Raw genomic sequence first — 17,884 nt, forward strand, 5'->3', positions numbered from 1 at the left:
ACACCCGATTCGTTCAAGGACTTTAGGTCATAGCCATTGTGGTGCTATTAATCAGTGGAGACGAGGAAAATTTCACTGATTGAATTTATACTTTATTAAAAGGTTGTTTTTTTCGAATTTGTTGGGATTTAAGATATAATATAGAGGAAAGAGAGGAATCCATCATGACAAAATTGCTCTATATTGTTATCGTTGTATCTTTTTTAGATACATTTATTCAATTACCAATTATCACCCCTTATGCAATTGACCTTGGTGCATCACATTTGTTAACAGGTGCGATTGTTGCAGTTTATTCATTAACTAATATGGTTGGAAATGTTGTTGGTGGGCATTTTATTGACCGCTTCGGAAGGAAGAAAATGTTGGTTGGTGGAATGAGTACAGTTGCAGTTATTTTGTTATTTTACCCACTGGCACAAACAGGGATGCAATTATTAATTATTCGATTTCTACATGGATTAGCAGGTGGTGTATTAATCCCAGCAGCTTTTGCATTTATTGGTGATCAAACAAAGAAAAAGACACGTGGGAAAACAATGGCATTTACCGGAGGGTCCATTGGGATTGCAGCAATAGCAGGACCAGCTATTGGTGGTGCAATGGCAGCTAGGTCGAAAGTAGAGTACGTGTTTATCTTTGTTGCGATTTTATTTGCCATTACTTCCGTCATTGTAATCAAATTTATTCAAGAGTCTTATGTTACAACAGAAAGGGGAAAGACTTCTCCAAGACAATTTATTCCATTACTGAAAAACCCACTTATTTTGCAGGCATCTTTAGCAGCTTTTGCGCTCATGATAAGTAATGGGACACTTGCCTTTGCCCTTCCATTAAAAGTGGAGGAAATTATGTTGACAACAGAAGCGACGGGGATTTTATTGAGCACATTCGGTATTACTGCTTTAATAGTATTTTTAACACCTGTTAATCGAATATATGATCGATATTCTCCTATTCCACTGGTTGTTATTGGCATTGGCTTAATCGGTGTTTCTTTATTTTTTGTAAGTTTTATTAGTGTGTTTTGGACTGGTTTTATCGCAATGGTTGTTTATGGTATTGGTTTTGCATTTATTTTCCCATCAATGAATCGAATGGTTGCTGATGCATCTGAAAAAGAGGATCGAGGCAAAGCATATGGTATTTTTTATGCCTTCTTCTCATTAGGTGTTGTTGCTGGTTCGCTGCTTTCTGGTATTGTTTCACAGTATTTAGGTATGCCATTTATTTTTAGTGCAGTAATCATGATCATTTGCGGGGTCATTTTACTATTAATCGCAAAGTTTCACCAACATGAAGTAAACGTTCAATAAAAGGATTTCTTTGTAAAACTTTCCTATTATATTTTAGTGCTGTTTGTCCATCCTAAGATATGAAAGGGAGGTTTTGTTGTGAGTCAATTACGTAATATTATGACATCGAATGTTATAACAGTACAGGAATCACAGTCCATTCAAGAAGCTGCTGGTTTGATGAGACAGCATAATATTGGTTCAATTCCAGTCGTAAATAACCAAGGACAAATGACGGGTATTTTAACAGACCGTGATATTACGCTTCGATCTACAGCACAAGGTCAGACACCGAATGTACCAGTATCTCAAGTTATGTCTTCTCAACAAATGGTTAGTGCGACACCGAATATGGGTGTTGAGGAAGCTGCGCAACTTATGTCTGACCAACAAATCCGACGCCTTCCTGTTCTTGAGAATGGACAAATTATCGGGATGGTTGCTTTGGGAGATTTAGCAGTCCAACAGCAACATGACCAAAAGGCTGGCCAAGCTCTTAGTGGTATCTCGAATCCTTCATCACCAACCACAAAATAAATTATAAGAAAAAACCAATTCTCTTTTTTCAAGAGGATTGGTTTTTTTGAGTTCAATCTAAGAGTAATAGGGTGACACACCTATATTCCTTTCTAAGTATATGATATTATAAAAGAAGAACAATTGTAAAAAATCAGTAACTATTGTTGAGAGGATGATTTTTATGAAAGCATTTGTACATGAATATGGGAAAATGAAATTAAAAAATATGGAAGCCCCAATTGCTGGACCCAAAGATGTAATTGTTCAATTACGTGTTGCAGGATTGAATCGAAGGGATCTCTACATCCCAAACAGGCGTGGAGATGAAGCAAGCGCATTAATTATTGGGTCAGATGGTGCGGGTGTAATAGAATCGGTAGGAAAAGAGGTCAGTACCTTAAAAGTAGGGGATGAAGTCATTATTAATCCATCATTAAGATGGGATGAAAATTGTGACGCCCCACCAGAAACGTTCGATATTCTTGGGATGCCTGATCATGGAACATTTGCAGAAAAAATTGCCTTGCCTGCCGAACAGGTTGAAAAGAAGCCTGAGTATATAAGTTGGGAAGAAGCCGGGGTACTTGCATTGTCTGCATTAACAGGATATCGTGCATTATTTACAAAAGGATCTGTAAAAAAAGATGATACAGTATTCATCCCTGGTGCAGGTAGTGGTGTAGCAACCTATCTCATTCAATTTGCAAAAAACATTGGGGCGAAAGTAATTGTTACATCAAGAAGTGAGGCAAAACGACTTAAGGCGAAAGAACTTGGAGCGGATATCGCATTGGATACAAACAGTGATTGGGAGAAAGAATTACAAGATGAGACAATCGATCTTGTAATTGAAAGTGTAGGAAAAGCTACATTTAATCGATCACTTAATATATTAAAAAAAGGTGGAAGAATCGTTGTATTTGGTGCAACAACAGAAGATGTAGTTGATTTGGATTTACGGAAATTTTTCTATGGCCAATATCAGTTGTTTGGTTCTACAATGGGAAGTAGGGAAGAGCTACGAGAAATGTTAGCACATATGGATACATATAAAACCCATCCTGTTGTAGATAGAACATATCCGATGGAGGATATCCACGAGGCAATGGATTATCTAGAAGAAAATAAACAATTTGGAAAGATTGCGCTACGAATAAAATAGAGTATAAGGAATGCACACCTATTCTCCAAGAAGGTATTGGTGTGCATTCCTTACTATTGATTGTAATATTTAGTTTTCTTCTGCTGGAATAACGTTTTCAATTTCAGTCCAGTCAAATTTTCCTTCACGGATTTTTTCACGACGGTCTTTTGTAATGATATCTGTTGGACGACCACCTTCTGGCCAGTCTGTATCATGTCCTTTCCATTCTGGACGTTCTTGAGATAATATGAAAGCTGCTAAATCTGCTGCTTCTTGATCGGTTAATTGAGGTTCTTCTGCTGGGGGCATGTTGTTTTTTAAATACCCGGCCATTTTTACCATTCTTGCCATTCCAGCACCATCATTAAAGGAGTCATCTCCCCATAAAGCCGGTCCTGAATTTGCTCCTGTACCTGATCCGTCTGTGGCATGACATGACATACAGTTCTTCTCTTCATATAATTCTTCCCCACGAGTAACATCAGGTTCAGGTATTTCTTTCATTGTATTTAACATGCGCCAAGGAATTTCTTCGCCAACTTCAATGCCTTCTGAAATATAAGTTAGATAAGCTACTAGTGAACGCATTTCTTTACTATCGTTTGGAATCATTTCTCCATTCATGCTTCGAACCATACATCCGTTGATACGATCTTCGAGTGTAAATACCACTCCTTCACGTGGACGATATTGCGGAAATTGTGTTGTTACACCAACCATGGAAGAAGATTGTGCAACACCACCATCGGCATGGCAGCTTTGGCAAGATAGTTCATTTCCAACGTTTTCTTCTAGAACAACATGTGTTTCATTAAATACTTCTTCCCCATATTGAATATATTCTGTTGCAGGGTCATCTGGATCCAAGTCTTCCAGAGAAGGTGGATTGTAAGCTAATTCTTCTGTTTTACTCTTTACTTTTTCATCTTCTTTAGGAGAAACCTCTTCACTACTACTGTTTGAACAAGCGGTAAATAAAAGAACAACTAATAAAATTACTAAGCATAATCCTTTTTTCTTAAACATAAGAATCAAATCCTCCCTTTTTTGTGAAAATTCTATATCTCTATATTTTCATTATATATTAGGATGACTTTTATAAATAGATATAAGTAGAATAAAATAGAAGGATTCAATATTTTGCCATATATATTTCAAGAATAGTTCATAAATTAATTTTTATTGTTTGTATTTTCATAATAAGGGTATTTAATAAATTAGTTATCGTAACATAGTCAAAAAAGATAAGCACAAGAAAAGCAATGCCCTAGGGACATCGCTTTTCTAGATTGTTTAGCAATACCAAGCTGCACCTACAATAATAAGTAGGATGAATAGTACAACGATTAAAGAGAATCCTCTTCCATAACCATAGTTTCCAGTAGCTGGTGCAGTATAGCCGTAACCGTAATTTTGACAACCCCAACCGAATGACATAATAACGAACGCTCCTTTCTATTCTAAATTAACAATAAAATGTTGCGCCAACGATAATTAGTAAGATAAACAGAACAACAATGAGTGTAAAGCCTTGATTTGAACCATATTCTGTTCCTGCTACAGGTGCACTATAACCATATCCACAATAGTTTTCGTAACCCATGTTCATTCCTCCTTTTAGTACTCCGATTAATATCCATAACCTACATATGCTGAACCTACAATAATAAGTAGGATAAACAGCACAACAATTAAAGCAAAACCTTGACCGTATCCAGTGCCTACATCTTTACTCATTTCTAACAACACCTCCTGATAGTTACACTACAATATATGTCAATAAGGAAAAATGTGACCTAGACATTCCCCTAGATTTCGCCCATTTTAGGCAAATACAAAATAATAAGTTAGCTATTTATCTTTCTGTTCTGCTTAGAAGAGGGCATGTATCCTTTACGTCTTTTTCCTAAGGGGCATATAATGCAGTAGTCTTTGAGAGAACGGAGGGGAAAAGATGTCTCAATATTATTATTCACTATGCAAACAATATCATGGTAAACCTGTTATTATTCGAACGAAAGACGGAAGAACCCATAGAGGGTTTATTAATCATGTAGATCGTAGAAATGTATATTTACAACCAATTGGTTCTAGAAATTTAGGTGGATTTGGATACGGCTTTTTTGCTCCACGAGGTTTTGGTTTTGGTGTTGCATTGGGGTCAATCCTTACTCTGGCATTACTTCCATTTTTCTTTTGGTAGAGAAGAAAATGAAAAAGAAACAGCGGCTACTATGATAGCTGTCTGTTTCCTTTTTTATTATTAGAACAATGCTTCATATTAAAAAATGAATTAGGAATTGGGTAATTGAGCAATTTCTTTAGATGCTTTAGCTAAAGTTTCCTTTATCGTTAAACCAGATATTTCTAAAAATTGCTTTACTAAATAATAACCAACACTATAACCAAGCATTTTAGGTAAAGTCCGATAACCATATAAAAAATGATTATGTTTTGGATGATTTATCGGTAAGTGGCATACTGGTAATAACTGCTTCCAAAATAATTTCAATTCTTTTTCTGTATATAAAGTAGCCCAATTTGCTAAATAATCCTTTCCTATTAATTCTTGAACAGCATTTTCTGCAATTCCTTCTAAAACCATCGTATCAAGTAGTGTATATTCTGTTTCCTTCTTGGAAAACTTTGCTAGGCGGCATACATGATTGTATTCATGTGTAAATAATGCTCTGATTTCTTCCGCACTATTCTTGGTGGACACAAATAAAAATAATTTGTCATGAAATGCTAATCCAGATTTTCCATTATGTTCCATATTTAATTCTCGATTAAATGGATCAGATGGAAAAATAAAAATGGGCACTTCAGGTCCGTTCCACAGCTTACTTAATTTTAATTCTTCTTCACGGACCATGTTCCAGAAGTTTTTTTCAGTAAATGTGTTTATATACTCCTTTGAATTAGGTAATTCTATTTGAAACATTCCATGTGCTGTCAATTTATCGTAGATTTCAATTTCAGTGGCATATCGGAAAGCTTTTTTTAATTTTTTACAAAATTCCTGTGGCTTTTGAGAAGTATGTAGTAACCATTGATCTGTTCGGACAACACCCATTTGATCACCTCAAACAATAATAATATCTTCTCTTTACTTCAAGAGAGGAATATAGTGGGTTATGTCCGGAATTGTGTGTGATAACTTTATAATGGTTATCGCTACAGAAATATACTTCGCTTTCCGCGGGCGGCTGCTGAGCCTCCTCGAGCTACGCTCTCGGGGGTCTTAAGCGAGGCCTTTTTTCCCGCAGGAGTCTACGTATATTTCTTTCGCTCATGTTACTTGGTCCATTTAATATTTACACAATTATTCGGACATGACCATATAGTGTACCTTATTGTATGTTTGAAGAAAGGGATAAGTGTAAATAAAAATGCGATTATACATACTTTCTAAAGTGAAAGGTATAATCGCCAAACCCTCAAAATACTATACATATGTATAGCGAAAAGGTTTATCTTTATCTTTATCTGGTTTATCGTCTTTTTCTGATACTTTTATTAGAAAAATAATTAGCAATGTAACAAGTAATGTAAGGCCTGTAAGAGAAAGAAACAACCCTGCCCTTGACCAATCCATTAAACGAGCAAAAATAGGGGGACCAGCTGCAACTCCAATAAAACGTACGGAACTATATAAAGATGTAACGAATCCACGATTTTCTTTTCCGACCGACCCGGTGATTAAGCTGTTAATACATGGTAAAGCAAGACCAACACCAATACTGCTTAAAGCAAGAAGGAAAATAAAAAGAAATAAATTTTCAATCATAGCTAATATTGCATAGTTTACCGTCATTAGTGTAAATCCCAGTATCATCAATTTTTTCATACGTATGAAATTTTTTCCTATTTTACTCCCTGTAACATAGGATGTTGTTACCATAAACAGTAAGGGAATTGCTAAGACAATTCCTTTCAAAACACCTTCAATTTCATATTGCTTTTCGAGAATATCTGATAGGAAAAACAGAATTCCATATAATGTAAATAAACAAACTCCTCCAGCTAGATAGGTAACAAAAAGCCATCTTCCTTCAACATGAAAAACATTTAATAAGGCACGGGCGTATTTTCGAAAAGGGGGAGGAGCTTCTCGATAGCCTTTTTCTTTAATGAAAAAAATAACAAGTAGTAATGCGATAACCGTCATTACTGGAAAGGCAAAAAAAACAGCATACCAGACAAGTAATCCGAAAATGGCTCCAAAAATAGGTGATAGAACCTTCCCTAATCCATTAGAAGCTTCGAAAATTCCAAGAACACGGCTTTGTTCTCCACCTTTAAACAAATCTCCGGTTAATGCCATTGCAATTGAAGCAGTACCAGCTGCACCAATTCCTTGCAATATTCGTCCAATTAAAATCCATACATAAGCATGTGAAAACAGTGCTGCCCCAAAACCAGATAAAAGCCCACCCAAACTAAATAAAATCAAGGATGGAATCATAATTATCTTTCTTGTGAATCGATCAGATAAATATCCTAATATGGGAATAAAAATTGCAGAAGCAATAGAATATACCGTAATGGTTAAGCTAACTTGCATTTGTGATAAATCTAGGGAAGCTTTCATAGCTGGTAAAATAGGAATGAGCATAGAATTTCCTAGTGTCATGATTAGTGGGACAGAACCAATTGCAATGATTGTTGATTTATTTGATTTTAATGACAACTTAGAACACTCCTATAATTTTTCACTTAATATTTGTAGGTGGTTGAACAAACCATCCGTTTTCCTTCATTAAAAGCACTAATTTCTTTTCATGTTCCGTTTTTTGAGAGTGGAAATCTTCGAATAGGGTGATGATATCCTCTTGATTAAGCATGCTTATCATGTACGAACAAACGAGTTTTTCGGCCATTAATTTTTTTTGAATAAATCGGGTAATTTCATCATCATTTATGCGGGCACCAGCAGGGATATCTTCCACATTTACATTTGGACGGTCAGGTGGTCCTGGTGGGAGTCGAATCCCGGCTTCTTTTAAAATGGCTTCAATTTGCTGTTCTTCTTCTTTATAATTATCCTCTAAAAGATCTTCTAAAAAGTTCTTTAATTTTAATTCATTCGTATGGTTTATATATACTTGCATGGTAACAATGTGCAGTTTTGTATCATATAAGTAAGACCACAGATGATATACCTCACCAGAATGAAAAGGATCCTGTTGAGATGATGTCATTTTTCCCATAAAAAGACTCACTCCTTAAATGAATTGTCAAGTTAGCTTATCCTTAATCATGAAAATTATGTTCACAATTAAATAAATGGAGAGGAGATATTATTGTTTATCGCAGGTTAACTAACTGTAGAATCCTCACTAATTGAAGTTTCACTTTATGGAGGGTTTTACTGCAAAAAAAAGCAATCCCATCGAAGGGACTGCTTACATATGTTGAAGAATTTATTATATTTGTTTTATGTTTAATTTTTCTTTAAGGTTTTCAACGATTTCAGGGTTTTCCAGTCCAGTAACATCACCTTTCACAGTTCCACTTGTAACAACTTCAGAGAGTAGGCGACGCATAATTTTTCCACTGACTGTTTTTGGTAATGCATCCACAATGATGACTTCTTTCGGACGGGCAATTTTACCGATTTCGTTTTCAATACTGTTATTTACTTTGTGTTTAATATCTTCTGTGAGGGTTGTTGCCTCATCTAGACGTATAAATACTAGTGGAACTTCTCCTTTTATTTTATCAGGAACACCGATAACGGCCGTTTCTGCAACTCCAGGAACTTCCAAGACAGCACTTTCCATTTCCATTGTACTTAATCGGTGCCCAGCTACATTGAATGCGTCATCAGAGCGGCCAACTACCCAGAAATGACCATCATCATCAACTAATGCTAAATCGCTTGCGAAATAGGCACCATCTACTTGACTAAAGTATGAACCATAGTAACGTTCTGGTTCTTTCCATAGGGTACGACATAACATTGGAAAGGGCTTACGAATAATTAAATTCCCTAAAGTTCCTTTTTCGACCGGTTCACCAACATCATCCACCACATCAAGACTACATCCTAAAAACTGAACCCCAGCTGAGCCAGGTTTCATTGGCGTCAACCATGCTGCATTTGCTAATGGTGTACCTGCTGTTTCTGTCTGTCCCCACGTATTATTAATATAAACTTTTTTCTTGCCAAGTTTTTCATATGTCCAATGCCATGTTTCAGGATCAAATGGTTCGCCTACAAGGGAAATAACATCTAAACAAGAGAGATCATGTTTCTTTAATTCTTCATCTCCTAAACTTTTTAACATTCTTAAAGCAGTAGGAGCAGTAAATAATTTATTGACACGATATTTTTCAATTATTTTATAAAAACGATTTTTTGTCGGATAATCTGGAGCACCTTCATATACAATGGTTGTCACGCCATTTGCAAGCGCTCCTGCAATCCCCCATATATGCATGGTTAGCCAACCGATATCTGCTGTACACCAAAAAACATCATCATCATGATGGTCCATATGATATTTGGCAAAGATATAATTTTGTAGGACAAAGGCCATGGCTGAGTGAACGACACCTTTTGGCTTTCCAGTTGTTCCACTTGTATAAAAAACAATGCCAGGGTCATTTGCTTCCAGTTTTTCAGGTTCACAATGAATGCTCATTTGACTAACTATTTCATCCCAAAAATAGTCTTGACCTTTTTTCATTGTAACATCGGTATTCATTCTATTTACAACAATAACAGCATTGATAGAAGGAATATCTGAAACAATTTCATCTAATTTCTCTTTTAAGTAGATTTTTTTTCCGCGTCGTTCGGTAGCATCAGCAGTAACGACTACTTTCGGTTCAAAGCTAACTAATCTATCTTGAAGTGATTTTTCAGAGAATCCAGAAAAAATAGCGTTGTAAATAGCTCCGATTCGTAAGCAAGCTAAAACAGCAATAAATGACTCCGCAAGATTGGGCAAGTAAATAGCAACACAATCTCCTTTTTTTACACCAAAGGACCTTAGTGCATTGGCAAAACGATTTACTTCAGCAAGTAGCATGTTATACGTGTAAAATGATGTGTCACCATTTTCGCCTTCCCAAATTAAAGCTGTTCGATTTCCAGCACCATTTTCAATATGGCGATCCAGCATGTTAATGCTTGGATTACTGATACCATCAACAAAAAAACGGAATGATGGTAAATCACCACTAATTGTTTTTGTCCATGGTTTGTACCAAATAAAATCTTTTGCGACATCATCCCAGAAGGAAGCGGGATCTTGTTGTGATTTTTTTAACAATTCCTCGAATGCGGACATACTTCCAATATTTGTTGCTCTCACCTTTTCTTCATTTGGATAAATGAGTTTACTATTTTTAACAACTTGTTGAATTCCAGTAACGTCCATGAAAATCCTCCTTTTTATGGTTCATCCATTGTAATAATATGATGATGTTTAAATATTAATACTTGGTCTTATAATTTAATACTAAATGAAAATGAATCCGTTTTCAATACGAAAATACAAAATTCTGAAAAATAAATATATCAATTGCTACTATATGATTGTTTTTGGTAAAAAATACAAATAAATTGCTTTGAAAGGTGAAAAGTTGAAAAAGAAGGCGACCATTTGAAATTTGATATGGCCGCCTTCTGTTATTATTCTTCTTTATCTGCTGCTAATTGTTCTTCTGTTTCTTTTAGGTTGTATGCGTATTTATCGATATCATTTAATTGGTTTTTACCTGAAATATTTTCCAATAATTCTTTTACATCAATTCCTGAAGATGCTTTAAGTGATTCCTGCAAGGTTGCCATTAAATCTGTTGCATATCCGGAGACTTTATTTGCTCCACCATTTTTTTCACCATTACCGGTGTCAACGACCGTAATTTTATCTATATTACTAAGTGGGCTAGCAACTTCTTTTGCATATTCTGGAAGCATTCTTAGAATCATATCTAAGACAGCTGCATGACCATATTGTTCGAAGGCCTCGGCAATTTTCCGTTTTGTTTCGGCTTCTGCCAGACCTTTTAAACGAATAATATCTGCTTCTGCTTCACCTTGTGCTTTCTCTGCTTCGGCTTGGGCTAGACCATCGATGCGGACTTTTTCTGCTTCAGCTTGTGCTTGAGCTTCAATACGATATTTATTTGCATCTGCATCTGCAATTTGTCTTGCTTTATCAGCAACAGCGGATTGTTCCACAGCATATCTGTCTGCATCGGCCTTTTTCTTCACTTCTGAGTCATACTGTCTTTCACGACGAAGAATCTCTTTTTCTTCTAATTCAATTTGTTTTTGTCGCTCAATAATTTGAATCTGCATTTGATGTTCGGTAACCTCTTGTTGTGCACGAGCAGCTTCTAAATCATATGCTTTATCTGCGCGGGCTTTTGCATGGTCTTGTTCACGGCGATATTCCGCTGTTTTTAGTTGATTTTGTTTTTCTGCTTCAGCAATTTCGGTTGCTCTTTCTAGTTCTGCCTTTTTAGCATCTTTTGCAGCCTCTGCTTGCTTTATTCGTGTTTCTTTTTCTGCTTCTGCTGTAGCTATATCAGCATCTCGTTTTACCTGAGCAATTCGTGGTTTACCTAATGAATCTAGATAACCATTTTTATCTTGAACATCTTTAATGGTAAAGGAAACAATCACCAAGCCCATTTTCGCTAAATCTTGTGACGCAACTCTTTGTACTTCTTGTGAAAATTTATCACGATTTTTATAAATTTCTTCTACAGTCATCGAACCCAATATGGAACGAAGATGACCTTCTAATACTTCTCTTGCTTCACTTTCGCGTTCTTCTTTCGGTTTACCTAAATATTGTTCTGCAGCTGTAGCAATTTCTTCAATTGAGCCACCGATTTTTATAATCGCGGTCCCATCCGCCATGACAGGAACACCTTGTTCTGTAAATACTTCTGGTGAAGAAATATCTAGTTTACTAGATAAGAGGCTAAGTGGGGACGCCTGTTGGAACACTGGTAAAATAAATGCACCACCACCACGAATTATTTTAATTTTATTTCCTGATTCATCCGTATGTACATTTTTACCACCCAGATAATTACCTGTCACAATAAGTGCTTCATCTGGACCTGCTGTTCGATATTTCGAAATAAAAACAGCTATTAATGCAATAAGTAAAAAAACAGCGATTCCAATAATAATCCATATACTATCAAACATATAAATTCCTCCTTTTATAATTGAGTTTATAAAATAAACTACGATTTTAAGAAAAACGTAGATATTTATCCTAGGTTAACTTGCTAAAAGACGAGCAGCCAGTAAGGTAAATGCCGATTCGTTCATCTCACAAACAGTGGGGGATGAGATAATCCCAACTGATTTAAATGTCACTTTCTGCATCTGTTTGTTCCATCCAATCTACTTCATAGGGAATAACATATAGCACTCCTTTTTCTACTTTAAGAACAAGTACTTGTTCACCTTCAGCAATTGGATTATTTTTTAAACTTGCAGCAGGTTTTGTGATCATGCCACTCTTACTTTCAATGAATATTTCACCGAATCCATTTTCTGGAACGGAAACGATTAATTTACCAACACGACCAACTAATGAATCTTCTGTATAGCTTAAAGAATGCTCGGCATCTTGGAAGGGTAATAGTATAAATACGTTTAGAAGGGTAGTTAATAGTAGCGCAATAACGGCTGATATTAATATTATGATGCCACTTGATAAAGATGATATTTTTTCAAAAATAAGTCCAAAAGAAGCACAAAAAATAATAAATGCTAAAATAAGAGTCGGATTAAAAAGGTCTCCAACAGCGTCTAGAAAATCACCAAATAGCATAAATAAAACAATAAGAACACTAGAGATAATCAATGCCACTAAATAAATTTGTTCGATTGGATATCCGAAAATACTCAAAAAGTATCCCCCTTTCAAAACTTCCTGTATTTATATACGTTTTTACTATATAATAAGTTTCAGAAAAATGATACATATTTTTGTTAATTTTATGTTTTGGTTAATATCATACCTTTTGAAACGTAGAGAGTAGAGGTGAATCTTTTGATGGATAAAAGGAAAGAAAATGAAATGCTTTCTTCTAAATTAGAGGAATATTTTCGACAAAAGCCAACATTAAAAGGAACATTAGTAGGTATACGTGTTATTTCAGGAAAAACAGGAGAAATCCTTATTGACCATATGGGAGAATTACGCATGCGCCCTGCTTCCAATATGAAATTATTTACAGCGGCAGCTGCACTTTCTGTTTTAGGTGCAGAATATACATTTACAACAACTATCTTAACGGATGGTACAATTGAAAATGGTGTGTTATATGGGAATATATACATAAAAGGAAAGGGTGATCCAAGCCTTTTACCTCAAGATATTGAAAAGTTAGTCAAGCAATTAACAAAACAAAAAGTTACATATATAGATGGTGATATCATTGCAGATGATACGTGGTATGATGATATTCGTCTTTCACAGGACATGATCTGGAGTGATGAAGTTTGGTATTATGGATCACAAGTTTCGGCACTAACAACTTCACCCAATGCAGATTATGATACAGGGACAATTATATTAAGCATCAAACCTTCCAATCGTCCTGGTGAAGAACCAATCATTACCATATATCCTGAAACTGATTATGTGAAAATCGAAAATAAAGTACAAACAGTAGCACATCAAGTGGATGAAGATGCCTTAGTAATTGAACGAATACGCGAAGGAAATACCATTATTATAAAGGGAGAAATCTCTGTTCAAAGTAAAATTCAAAAAGAATGGATTGCTATTTCGGATCCCACCTTTTACACACTTACGTTATTTGAAGAAGCATTAGAAAAGGAGAATATTAATTGGAGTGGGAAGCTGAGGAAGGAAACAACGCCAAATAATGCCACTATTTTGTATGAAAAAAAATCACCACAATTAAAAAAATTGCTTATTCCCTTTATGAAATTGAGCAATAATGGTTTAGGTGAATTGTTTGTAAAAGAGATGGGGAAAATCATCTATAATGAAGGAAGCTGGGAAAAAGGTTTAAAAGTATTAAAAACGGAAATATCTAAGCTCGGTGTTTGTTTGGATCATTGTGTCATTCGGGATGGCTCTGGGATATCCCATGTTACGGCCATTCCGCCAAGAGAAATATGTAATTTACTCTATCATGTTCAAAAGAAACAATGGTATGCAATATTCTTGCAGGCATTACCGATAGCAGGAGAGAAAGATCGAATGGTTGGTGGCACAATGAAAGACCGTTCCTTTCATTATTCAGTTCAAGCAAAGACAGGAATACTTCATACAGTAAGCACTTTATCAGGATATTTGAATTTAGAAAATAAAGGGCAGGTTATTTTTTCTATCATGTTAAACCATTTAATGGATGAAGAAGATGGACCAGACTTAGAAGGTGAACTTATAACATGGATAGGAGATATTTTAAAGGTTCACTAATAATTTTTTTAATAAATACTTCTTGCATAGTGAAAATGGATGTGTTATTATAAAAACTGTTAATGACCATAAAACTAAATTAGTCACTCTGTCAAAGGGGCGGAAGTATACAATTGAATATTGATCGAAAACAATTAATAATAGATGCTGCATCGAAGTCTTTCTCAGCCTTTGGTTATAAAGCAACAACGATGGATCAGGTTGCAAAACTCGCAAAGGTAGGGAAAGGTACAATCTACACATTCTATAAAAATAAAGAAGAACTTTTTCATGAAATCATCTCGTCTCTAATCAAGGAAATGAAACGAGCTGCTGAAGAGGTCATGGATAATGATGATCCTTTCTTTATTAATGCTGATCGTGTACTTTATACATTACTTGAATTCCGGACAGAACACCAGTTAATGATTAAATTACTTCAGGAAGAAAAAGAAATCGGTACTCCAGCGGTCACAGAAGTAGTGCAAAAGCTGGAAGACACAATTGTAAAGTATATGAGCAATATTATTAAAGAAGGAATTGTATCTGGTGAAATTAAAGATTGTGATCCAGAACTAACAGCATTTGTGATTTTAAAGCTGTATGTGTCACTTATCTTTGATTGGGAGAAAACGAGGGAACCATTAGAAAAAGAACAAATATCAGAGTTTTTCCATCTGTATTTAATGAACGGGTTATCAAACAGATAATCCCTTGATTTTACAAAAATATGACTAGTTGGATGAATTAGTCACCTGGGATTGTTGGGACTAGGGGAACATACGAACTTAATTTTTTGCAGTAAAATGACTAAATGGTTGAAGTGGTCAATTGGTTAAAAGGGGTTTAGATAGATGAAAAAATCGATGTTTCTCACGGAATGGAAAAATATTTTTACAAACAAGAAATTGCTAATTTCACTTACAGCAGTGTTGTTTGTTCCACTAATGTATGCTGGAATGTTTCTTTGGGCATTTTGGGATCCATATGATTATTTAGACAAATTACCAATTGCTGTAATTAATGAGGACCAAGGTGCAGACTTTGAAGGAGAACATCTTGATATTGGAGATGAGCTTGTAGAGAATCTTCAAGATCTGGATGAGCTGAATTTTGATGTTGTTTCTAGAAAAAAGGGATATCAAGATCTAGAGAATCAAGAATATTATATGCTCGTTGAAATACCCGAAGATTTTTCTAAAAACGCAACAACACTACTAGATGATCATCCAGAAAAATTAAAGTTAAAATATATTCCAAATGAAAGTTATAATTTCCTATCTTCACAAATTGGGGAGTCTGCTGTCAAAGAAATTAAGACCGAAATTGCTGGCGAAGTATCGAAAACCTATGCAGAAACCATGTTTGATAAGTTAGGTGAAATTGCAGATGGTTTTGAAGAAGCAAGTGATGGTAGTGGAAAAATAGATGATGGCGCAGTTAAATTAAAAGATGGTTCAAAAGAATTAAAAGTTAATCTAGAAAAGCTTGCTAGTAAATCCATTCAATTTGAAGATGGTGTAAATACAGCTGCTAAAGGATCATCTGAGTTAGCACAAGGTGCTCAAACATTGTCCAGTGGGGTGTCAGAACTTTATTTGAATAGTAATAAACTTCGCGATGCTTCAGAAGATTTACAAGCAGGTGCTGGACAATTAGCAAATGGTATTGCACAAGCAGATAATGGTGTGACCGCAATGAAACAAAACGTACCTAAATTAGTTGACGGTACCCAACAAGTGCAAAATGGATTAACACAGCTGCATAACCAGCTTCCAGAAGAAATGGCCAAAAAAGTGAACCAAACAGTTAAAGATAAAAAGGGTAAAGTCCGTCAAACAATCGATGATACAATTGCTCAAAAAGAAAAGGAAATTGCTCCAAAAGTTAAAGAACAAATAACAAATGGTATTGCACAAGGTGCGTCAGAAGGAGTAGTAAAAGAAGTTAATAAATTTATTCCACAGGCACCAAAGGCAATTTCCGAAAGTGTTGCAAAGGATATTGTCAACTATTTGAAAGAGGCCCAAGATGCAAAGACGGAACAGATCAAAGAAGATATTTCATCCATTTTAAGTGATGTGGGTGTACCCGATCAAACCATTAATGAAGTAATTAACAAAATTGACGGTTTGACAGTTGACTATAACTCTATTGAGGAATTTGTCCAAGTAACTTTACAATCTGGATTGGAAGAGGTTCTTGCTGGAGTTGAAATAACTCAAGAGCAACAACAAAAAATTGAAAATATCATTCGTGAAAAAGCGGAACCTAAAGTTGAACAAGGTGTAAATCAAGCATTAGATGATGCGAATCAGAAAATAGATTATAGACTTGATAATTATGAAAAAGAAATTATGAGTCATTTAGATGATATTACAAAAGAATTAGAAACTGAGATTAAGGCAGCTTTAGACAATCCGATTGGCCAATTACAAGGTGGTCTTACACAGATAAATGATGGTCAAAAGACATTACAAAATGGTGTCAATCAATTATCTGATGGAACAGGTCAATTAAGAGATGGATCAGGGAAATTGGTATCCGGACAAAATAGCTACGTGGATAACATGTATAAATTCACAAGTAGCTTCCAGAAAGCAGATACTGGAGCAAGTGATTTAGCTAATGGTGCAGGTATTCTAAATCATGGTATGTATCAACTATCAGATGGAGCGCATCAATTTAATGATGGTTCTCATAAACTAGCTGATGGTTCCGGTGAGCTATCTGATGGTACGAAAGAATTAAGAGGCGGTACGAAGGAATTACATGAAAAATTGGACGAAGCAGCAGATGAGGTTGGATCCGTTAAATCCGACGATGAGACATATGATATGATGGGAAGTCCAGTTACGATGGGGAAAGAAGAAATCAATAAAGTTCCTAACTATGGTACTGGATTTGCTCCGTACTTTATCTCATTAGGATTATTTGTTGGGGCTCTTGTCATATCAATCGTTCTAAACCTAAATGATCCAATAATTGAACCAAGAAATGCCCTTTCCTTATTTTTAAGTAAATTCGGCATGCTTGCGGTTGTTGGTATAATCCAAGCATTAATATTAGATGCTATTCTCCTTTTAGGATTAGGGTTAGAAGTTAAAAGTGTTCCATTATTTATGTTTGTATCCATTGTTACAAGTTTAGTGTTCATGACACTCGTTCAGTTCCTATCAACGGTATTAGGAGATCCAGGGCGTTTTATCGCGATAGTAATTCTTATTTTGCAATTAACAACAAGTGCAGGAACATTCCCATTAGAATTGATTCCTGATGTATTGCATACATTTAACTCATTATTACCAATGACATATAGTGTGCAAGCATTTAAAGCAGTTGTTTCAAGTGGAGATTACGCCTTTATGTGGAAAAATGTTGGTATCCTTGCTACTTATATCGTTGTAGCAATGGGATTAACATACTCCTATTTCTTAATCAAAAGTAAAAAGACAGATCATGCACATGAACAACAAATGGAAGAAGCATATTAAAGTAAATAAAAA

17 protein-coding genes are annotated in these 17,884 nt (G+C 35.3%); 7 read left to right on the top strand and 10 right to left on the bottom strand.

Annotated features, from left to right (window positions below; genetic code table 11):
• Nucleotides 1–164: 164 nt before the first annotated feature.
• From FHP05_RS00360 to FHP05_RS00370, 3 genes are all read left to right on the top strand, one after another.
• Complete coding sequence (locus tag FHP05_RS00360) at nt 165–1,316, top strand: MFS transporter (protein ID WP_147664990.1); 1,152 nt, start codon at nt 165–167, stop codon at nt 1,314–1,316.
• Between the two features lie 78 nt (nt 1,317–1,394).
• The gene (locus FHP05_RS00365) at nt 1,395–1,832 is read left to right on the top strand and encodes a CBS domain-containing protein (RefSeq protein WP_230973897.1); all 438 of its coding nucleotides are present in this window, start codon (nt 1,395–1,397) and stop codon (nt 1,830–1,832) included.
• 163 nt (nt 1,833–1,995) lie between these two features.
• Complete coding sequence (locus tag FHP05_RS00370; RefSeq protein WP_147664992.1) at nt 1,996–2,976, top strand: zinc-binding dehydrogenase; 981 nt, start codon at nt 1,996–1,998, stop codon at nt 2,974–2,976.
• Nucleotides 2,977–3,045: 69 nt separating this feature from the next.
• Here the strand turns inward: FHP05_RS00370 and FHP05_RS00375 are convergent, their stop codons facing one another.
• From FHP05_RS00375 to FHP05_RS00390, 4 genes are all read right to left on the bottom strand, one after another.
• A complete protein-coding gene (locus FHP05_RS00375) occupies nt 3,046–3,984 on the bottom strand; it encodes a c-type cytochrome (RefSeq protein ID WP_147664994.1) in 939 nt (312 codons plus the stop codon).
• 267 nt (nt 3,985–4,251) lie between these two features.
• A complete protein-coding gene (locus FHP05_RS00380; protein ID WP_147664996.1) occupies nt 4,252–4,395 on the bottom strand; it encodes a YjcZ family sporulation protein in 144 nt (47 codons plus the stop codon).
• Nucleotides 4,396–4,423: 28 nt separating this feature from the next.
• Nucleotides 4,424–4,561: a YjcZ family sporulation protein gene (locus tag FHP05_RS00385; protein ID WP_147664998.1), complete on the bottom strand. Its 138-nt coding sequence runs from the start codon at nt 4,559–4,561 to the stop codon at nt 4,424–4,426.
• 26 nt (nt 4,562–4,587) lie between these two features.
• Nucleotides 4,588–4,695 carry a YjcZ family sporulation protein gene (locus FHP05_RS00390; protein WP_147665000.1) on the bottom strand — a complete coding sequence of 36 codons (108 nt, stop codon included), beginning with the start codon at nt 4,693–4,695 and terminating at the stop codon, nt 4,588–4,590.
• Between the two features lie 217 nt (nt 4,696–4,912).
• Here FHP05_RS00390 and FHP05_RS00395 point away from each other — a divergent pair, with 217 nt between their 5' ends.
• Complete coding sequence (locus FHP05_RS00395) at nt 4,913–5,161, top strand: LSm family protein (RefSeq protein ID WP_147665002.1); 249 nt, start codon at nt 4,913–4,915, stop codon at nt 5,159–5,161.
• Nucleotides 5,162–5,251: 90 nt separating this feature from the next.
• Here FHP05_RS00395 and FHP05_RS00400 read toward each other — a convergent pair whose 3' ends face one another.
• The 6 genes from FHP05_RS00400 to FHP05_RS00425 all read right to left on the bottom strand — a co-directional run bounded on the left by FHP05_RS00400 (nt 5,252) and on the right by FHP05_RS00425 (nt 12,851).
• Nucleotides 5,252–6,034, bottom strand: coding sequence for a DUF2268 domain-containing protein (locus FHP05_RS00400; RefSeq protein WP_147665004.1), 783 nt, complete (start codon nt 6,032–6,034; stop codon nt 5,252–5,254).
• Nucleotides 6,035–6,406: 372 nt separating this feature from the next.
• Nucleotides 6,407–7,594, bottom strand: coding sequence for an MFS transporter (locus FHP05_RS00405; RefSeq protein WP_147665840.1), 1,188 nt, complete (start codon nt 7,592–7,594; stop codon nt 6,407–6,409).
• Between the two features lie 79 nt (nt 7,595–7,673).
• Nucleotides 7,674–8,171: a DUF3231 family protein gene (locus FHP05_RS00410; protein ID WP_147665006.1), complete on the bottom strand. Its 498-nt coding sequence runs from the start codon at nt 8,169–8,171 to the stop codon at nt 7,674–7,676.
• A gap of 216 nt (nt 8,172–8,387) precedes the next feature.
• Nucleotides 8,388–10,349 (bottom strand): acetate--CoA ligase, encoded by a 1,962-nt coding sequence (gene acs / locus FHP05_RS00415; protein ID WP_147665008.1) that lies wholly within the window; start codon nt 10,347–10,349, stop codon nt 8,388–8,390.
• A 254-nt stretch (nt 10,350–10,603) separates the two neighbouring features.
• Nucleotides 10,604–12,139 carry a flotillin family protein gene (locus tag FHP05_RS00420; protein ID WP_147665010.1) on the bottom strand — a complete coding sequence of 512 codons (1,536 nt, stop codon included), beginning with the start codon at nt 12,137–12,139 and terminating at the stop codon, nt 10,604–10,606.
• 163 nt (nt 12,140–12,302) lie between these two features.
• Complete coding sequence (locus tag FHP05_RS00425; RefSeq protein WP_147665012.1) at nt 12,303–12,851, bottom strand: NfeD family protein; 549 nt, start codon at nt 12,849–12,851, stop codon at nt 12,303–12,305.
• Between the two features lie 147 nt (nt 12,852–12,998).
• On the opposite strand from FHP05_RS00425, the gene dacB reads away from it, so the two are divergent.
• The 3 genes from dacB to FHP05_RS00440 all read left to right on the top strand — a co-directional run bounded on the left by dacB (nt 12,999) and on the right by FHP05_RS00440 (nt 17,872).
• On the top strand, nt 12,999–14,399 hold the full coding sequence (gene dacB, locus FHP05_RS00430; RefSeq protein ID WP_230973898.1) for a D-alanyl-D-alanine carboxypeptidase/D-alanyl-D-alanine endopeptidase: 1,401 nt from the start codon (nt 12,999–13,001) through the stop codon (nt 14,397–14,399).
• 113 nt (nt 14,400–14,512) lie between these two features.
• Entirely contained in the window at nt 14,513–15,088 is a 576-nt protein-coding gene (locus FHP05_RS00435; protein ID WP_147665014.1) for a TetR/AcrR family transcriptional regulator, read from the top strand.
• 144 nt (nt 15,089–15,232) lie between these two features.
• The gene (locus FHP05_RS00440; RefSeq protein ID WP_147665016.1) at nt 15,233–17,872 is read left to right on the top strand and encodes a YhgE/Pip domain-containing protein; all 2,640 of its coding nucleotides are present in this window, start codon (nt 15,233–15,235) and stop codon (nt 17,870–17,872) included.
• The last annotated feature ends 12 nt before the right edge of the window (nt 17,873–17,884 follow it).

This window comes from Cerasibacillus terrae, from assembly GCF_008039555.1.
Classification (GTDB): Bacteria; Bacillota; Bacilli; order Bacillales; family Amphibacillaceae; genus Cerasibacillus; species Cerasibacillus terrae.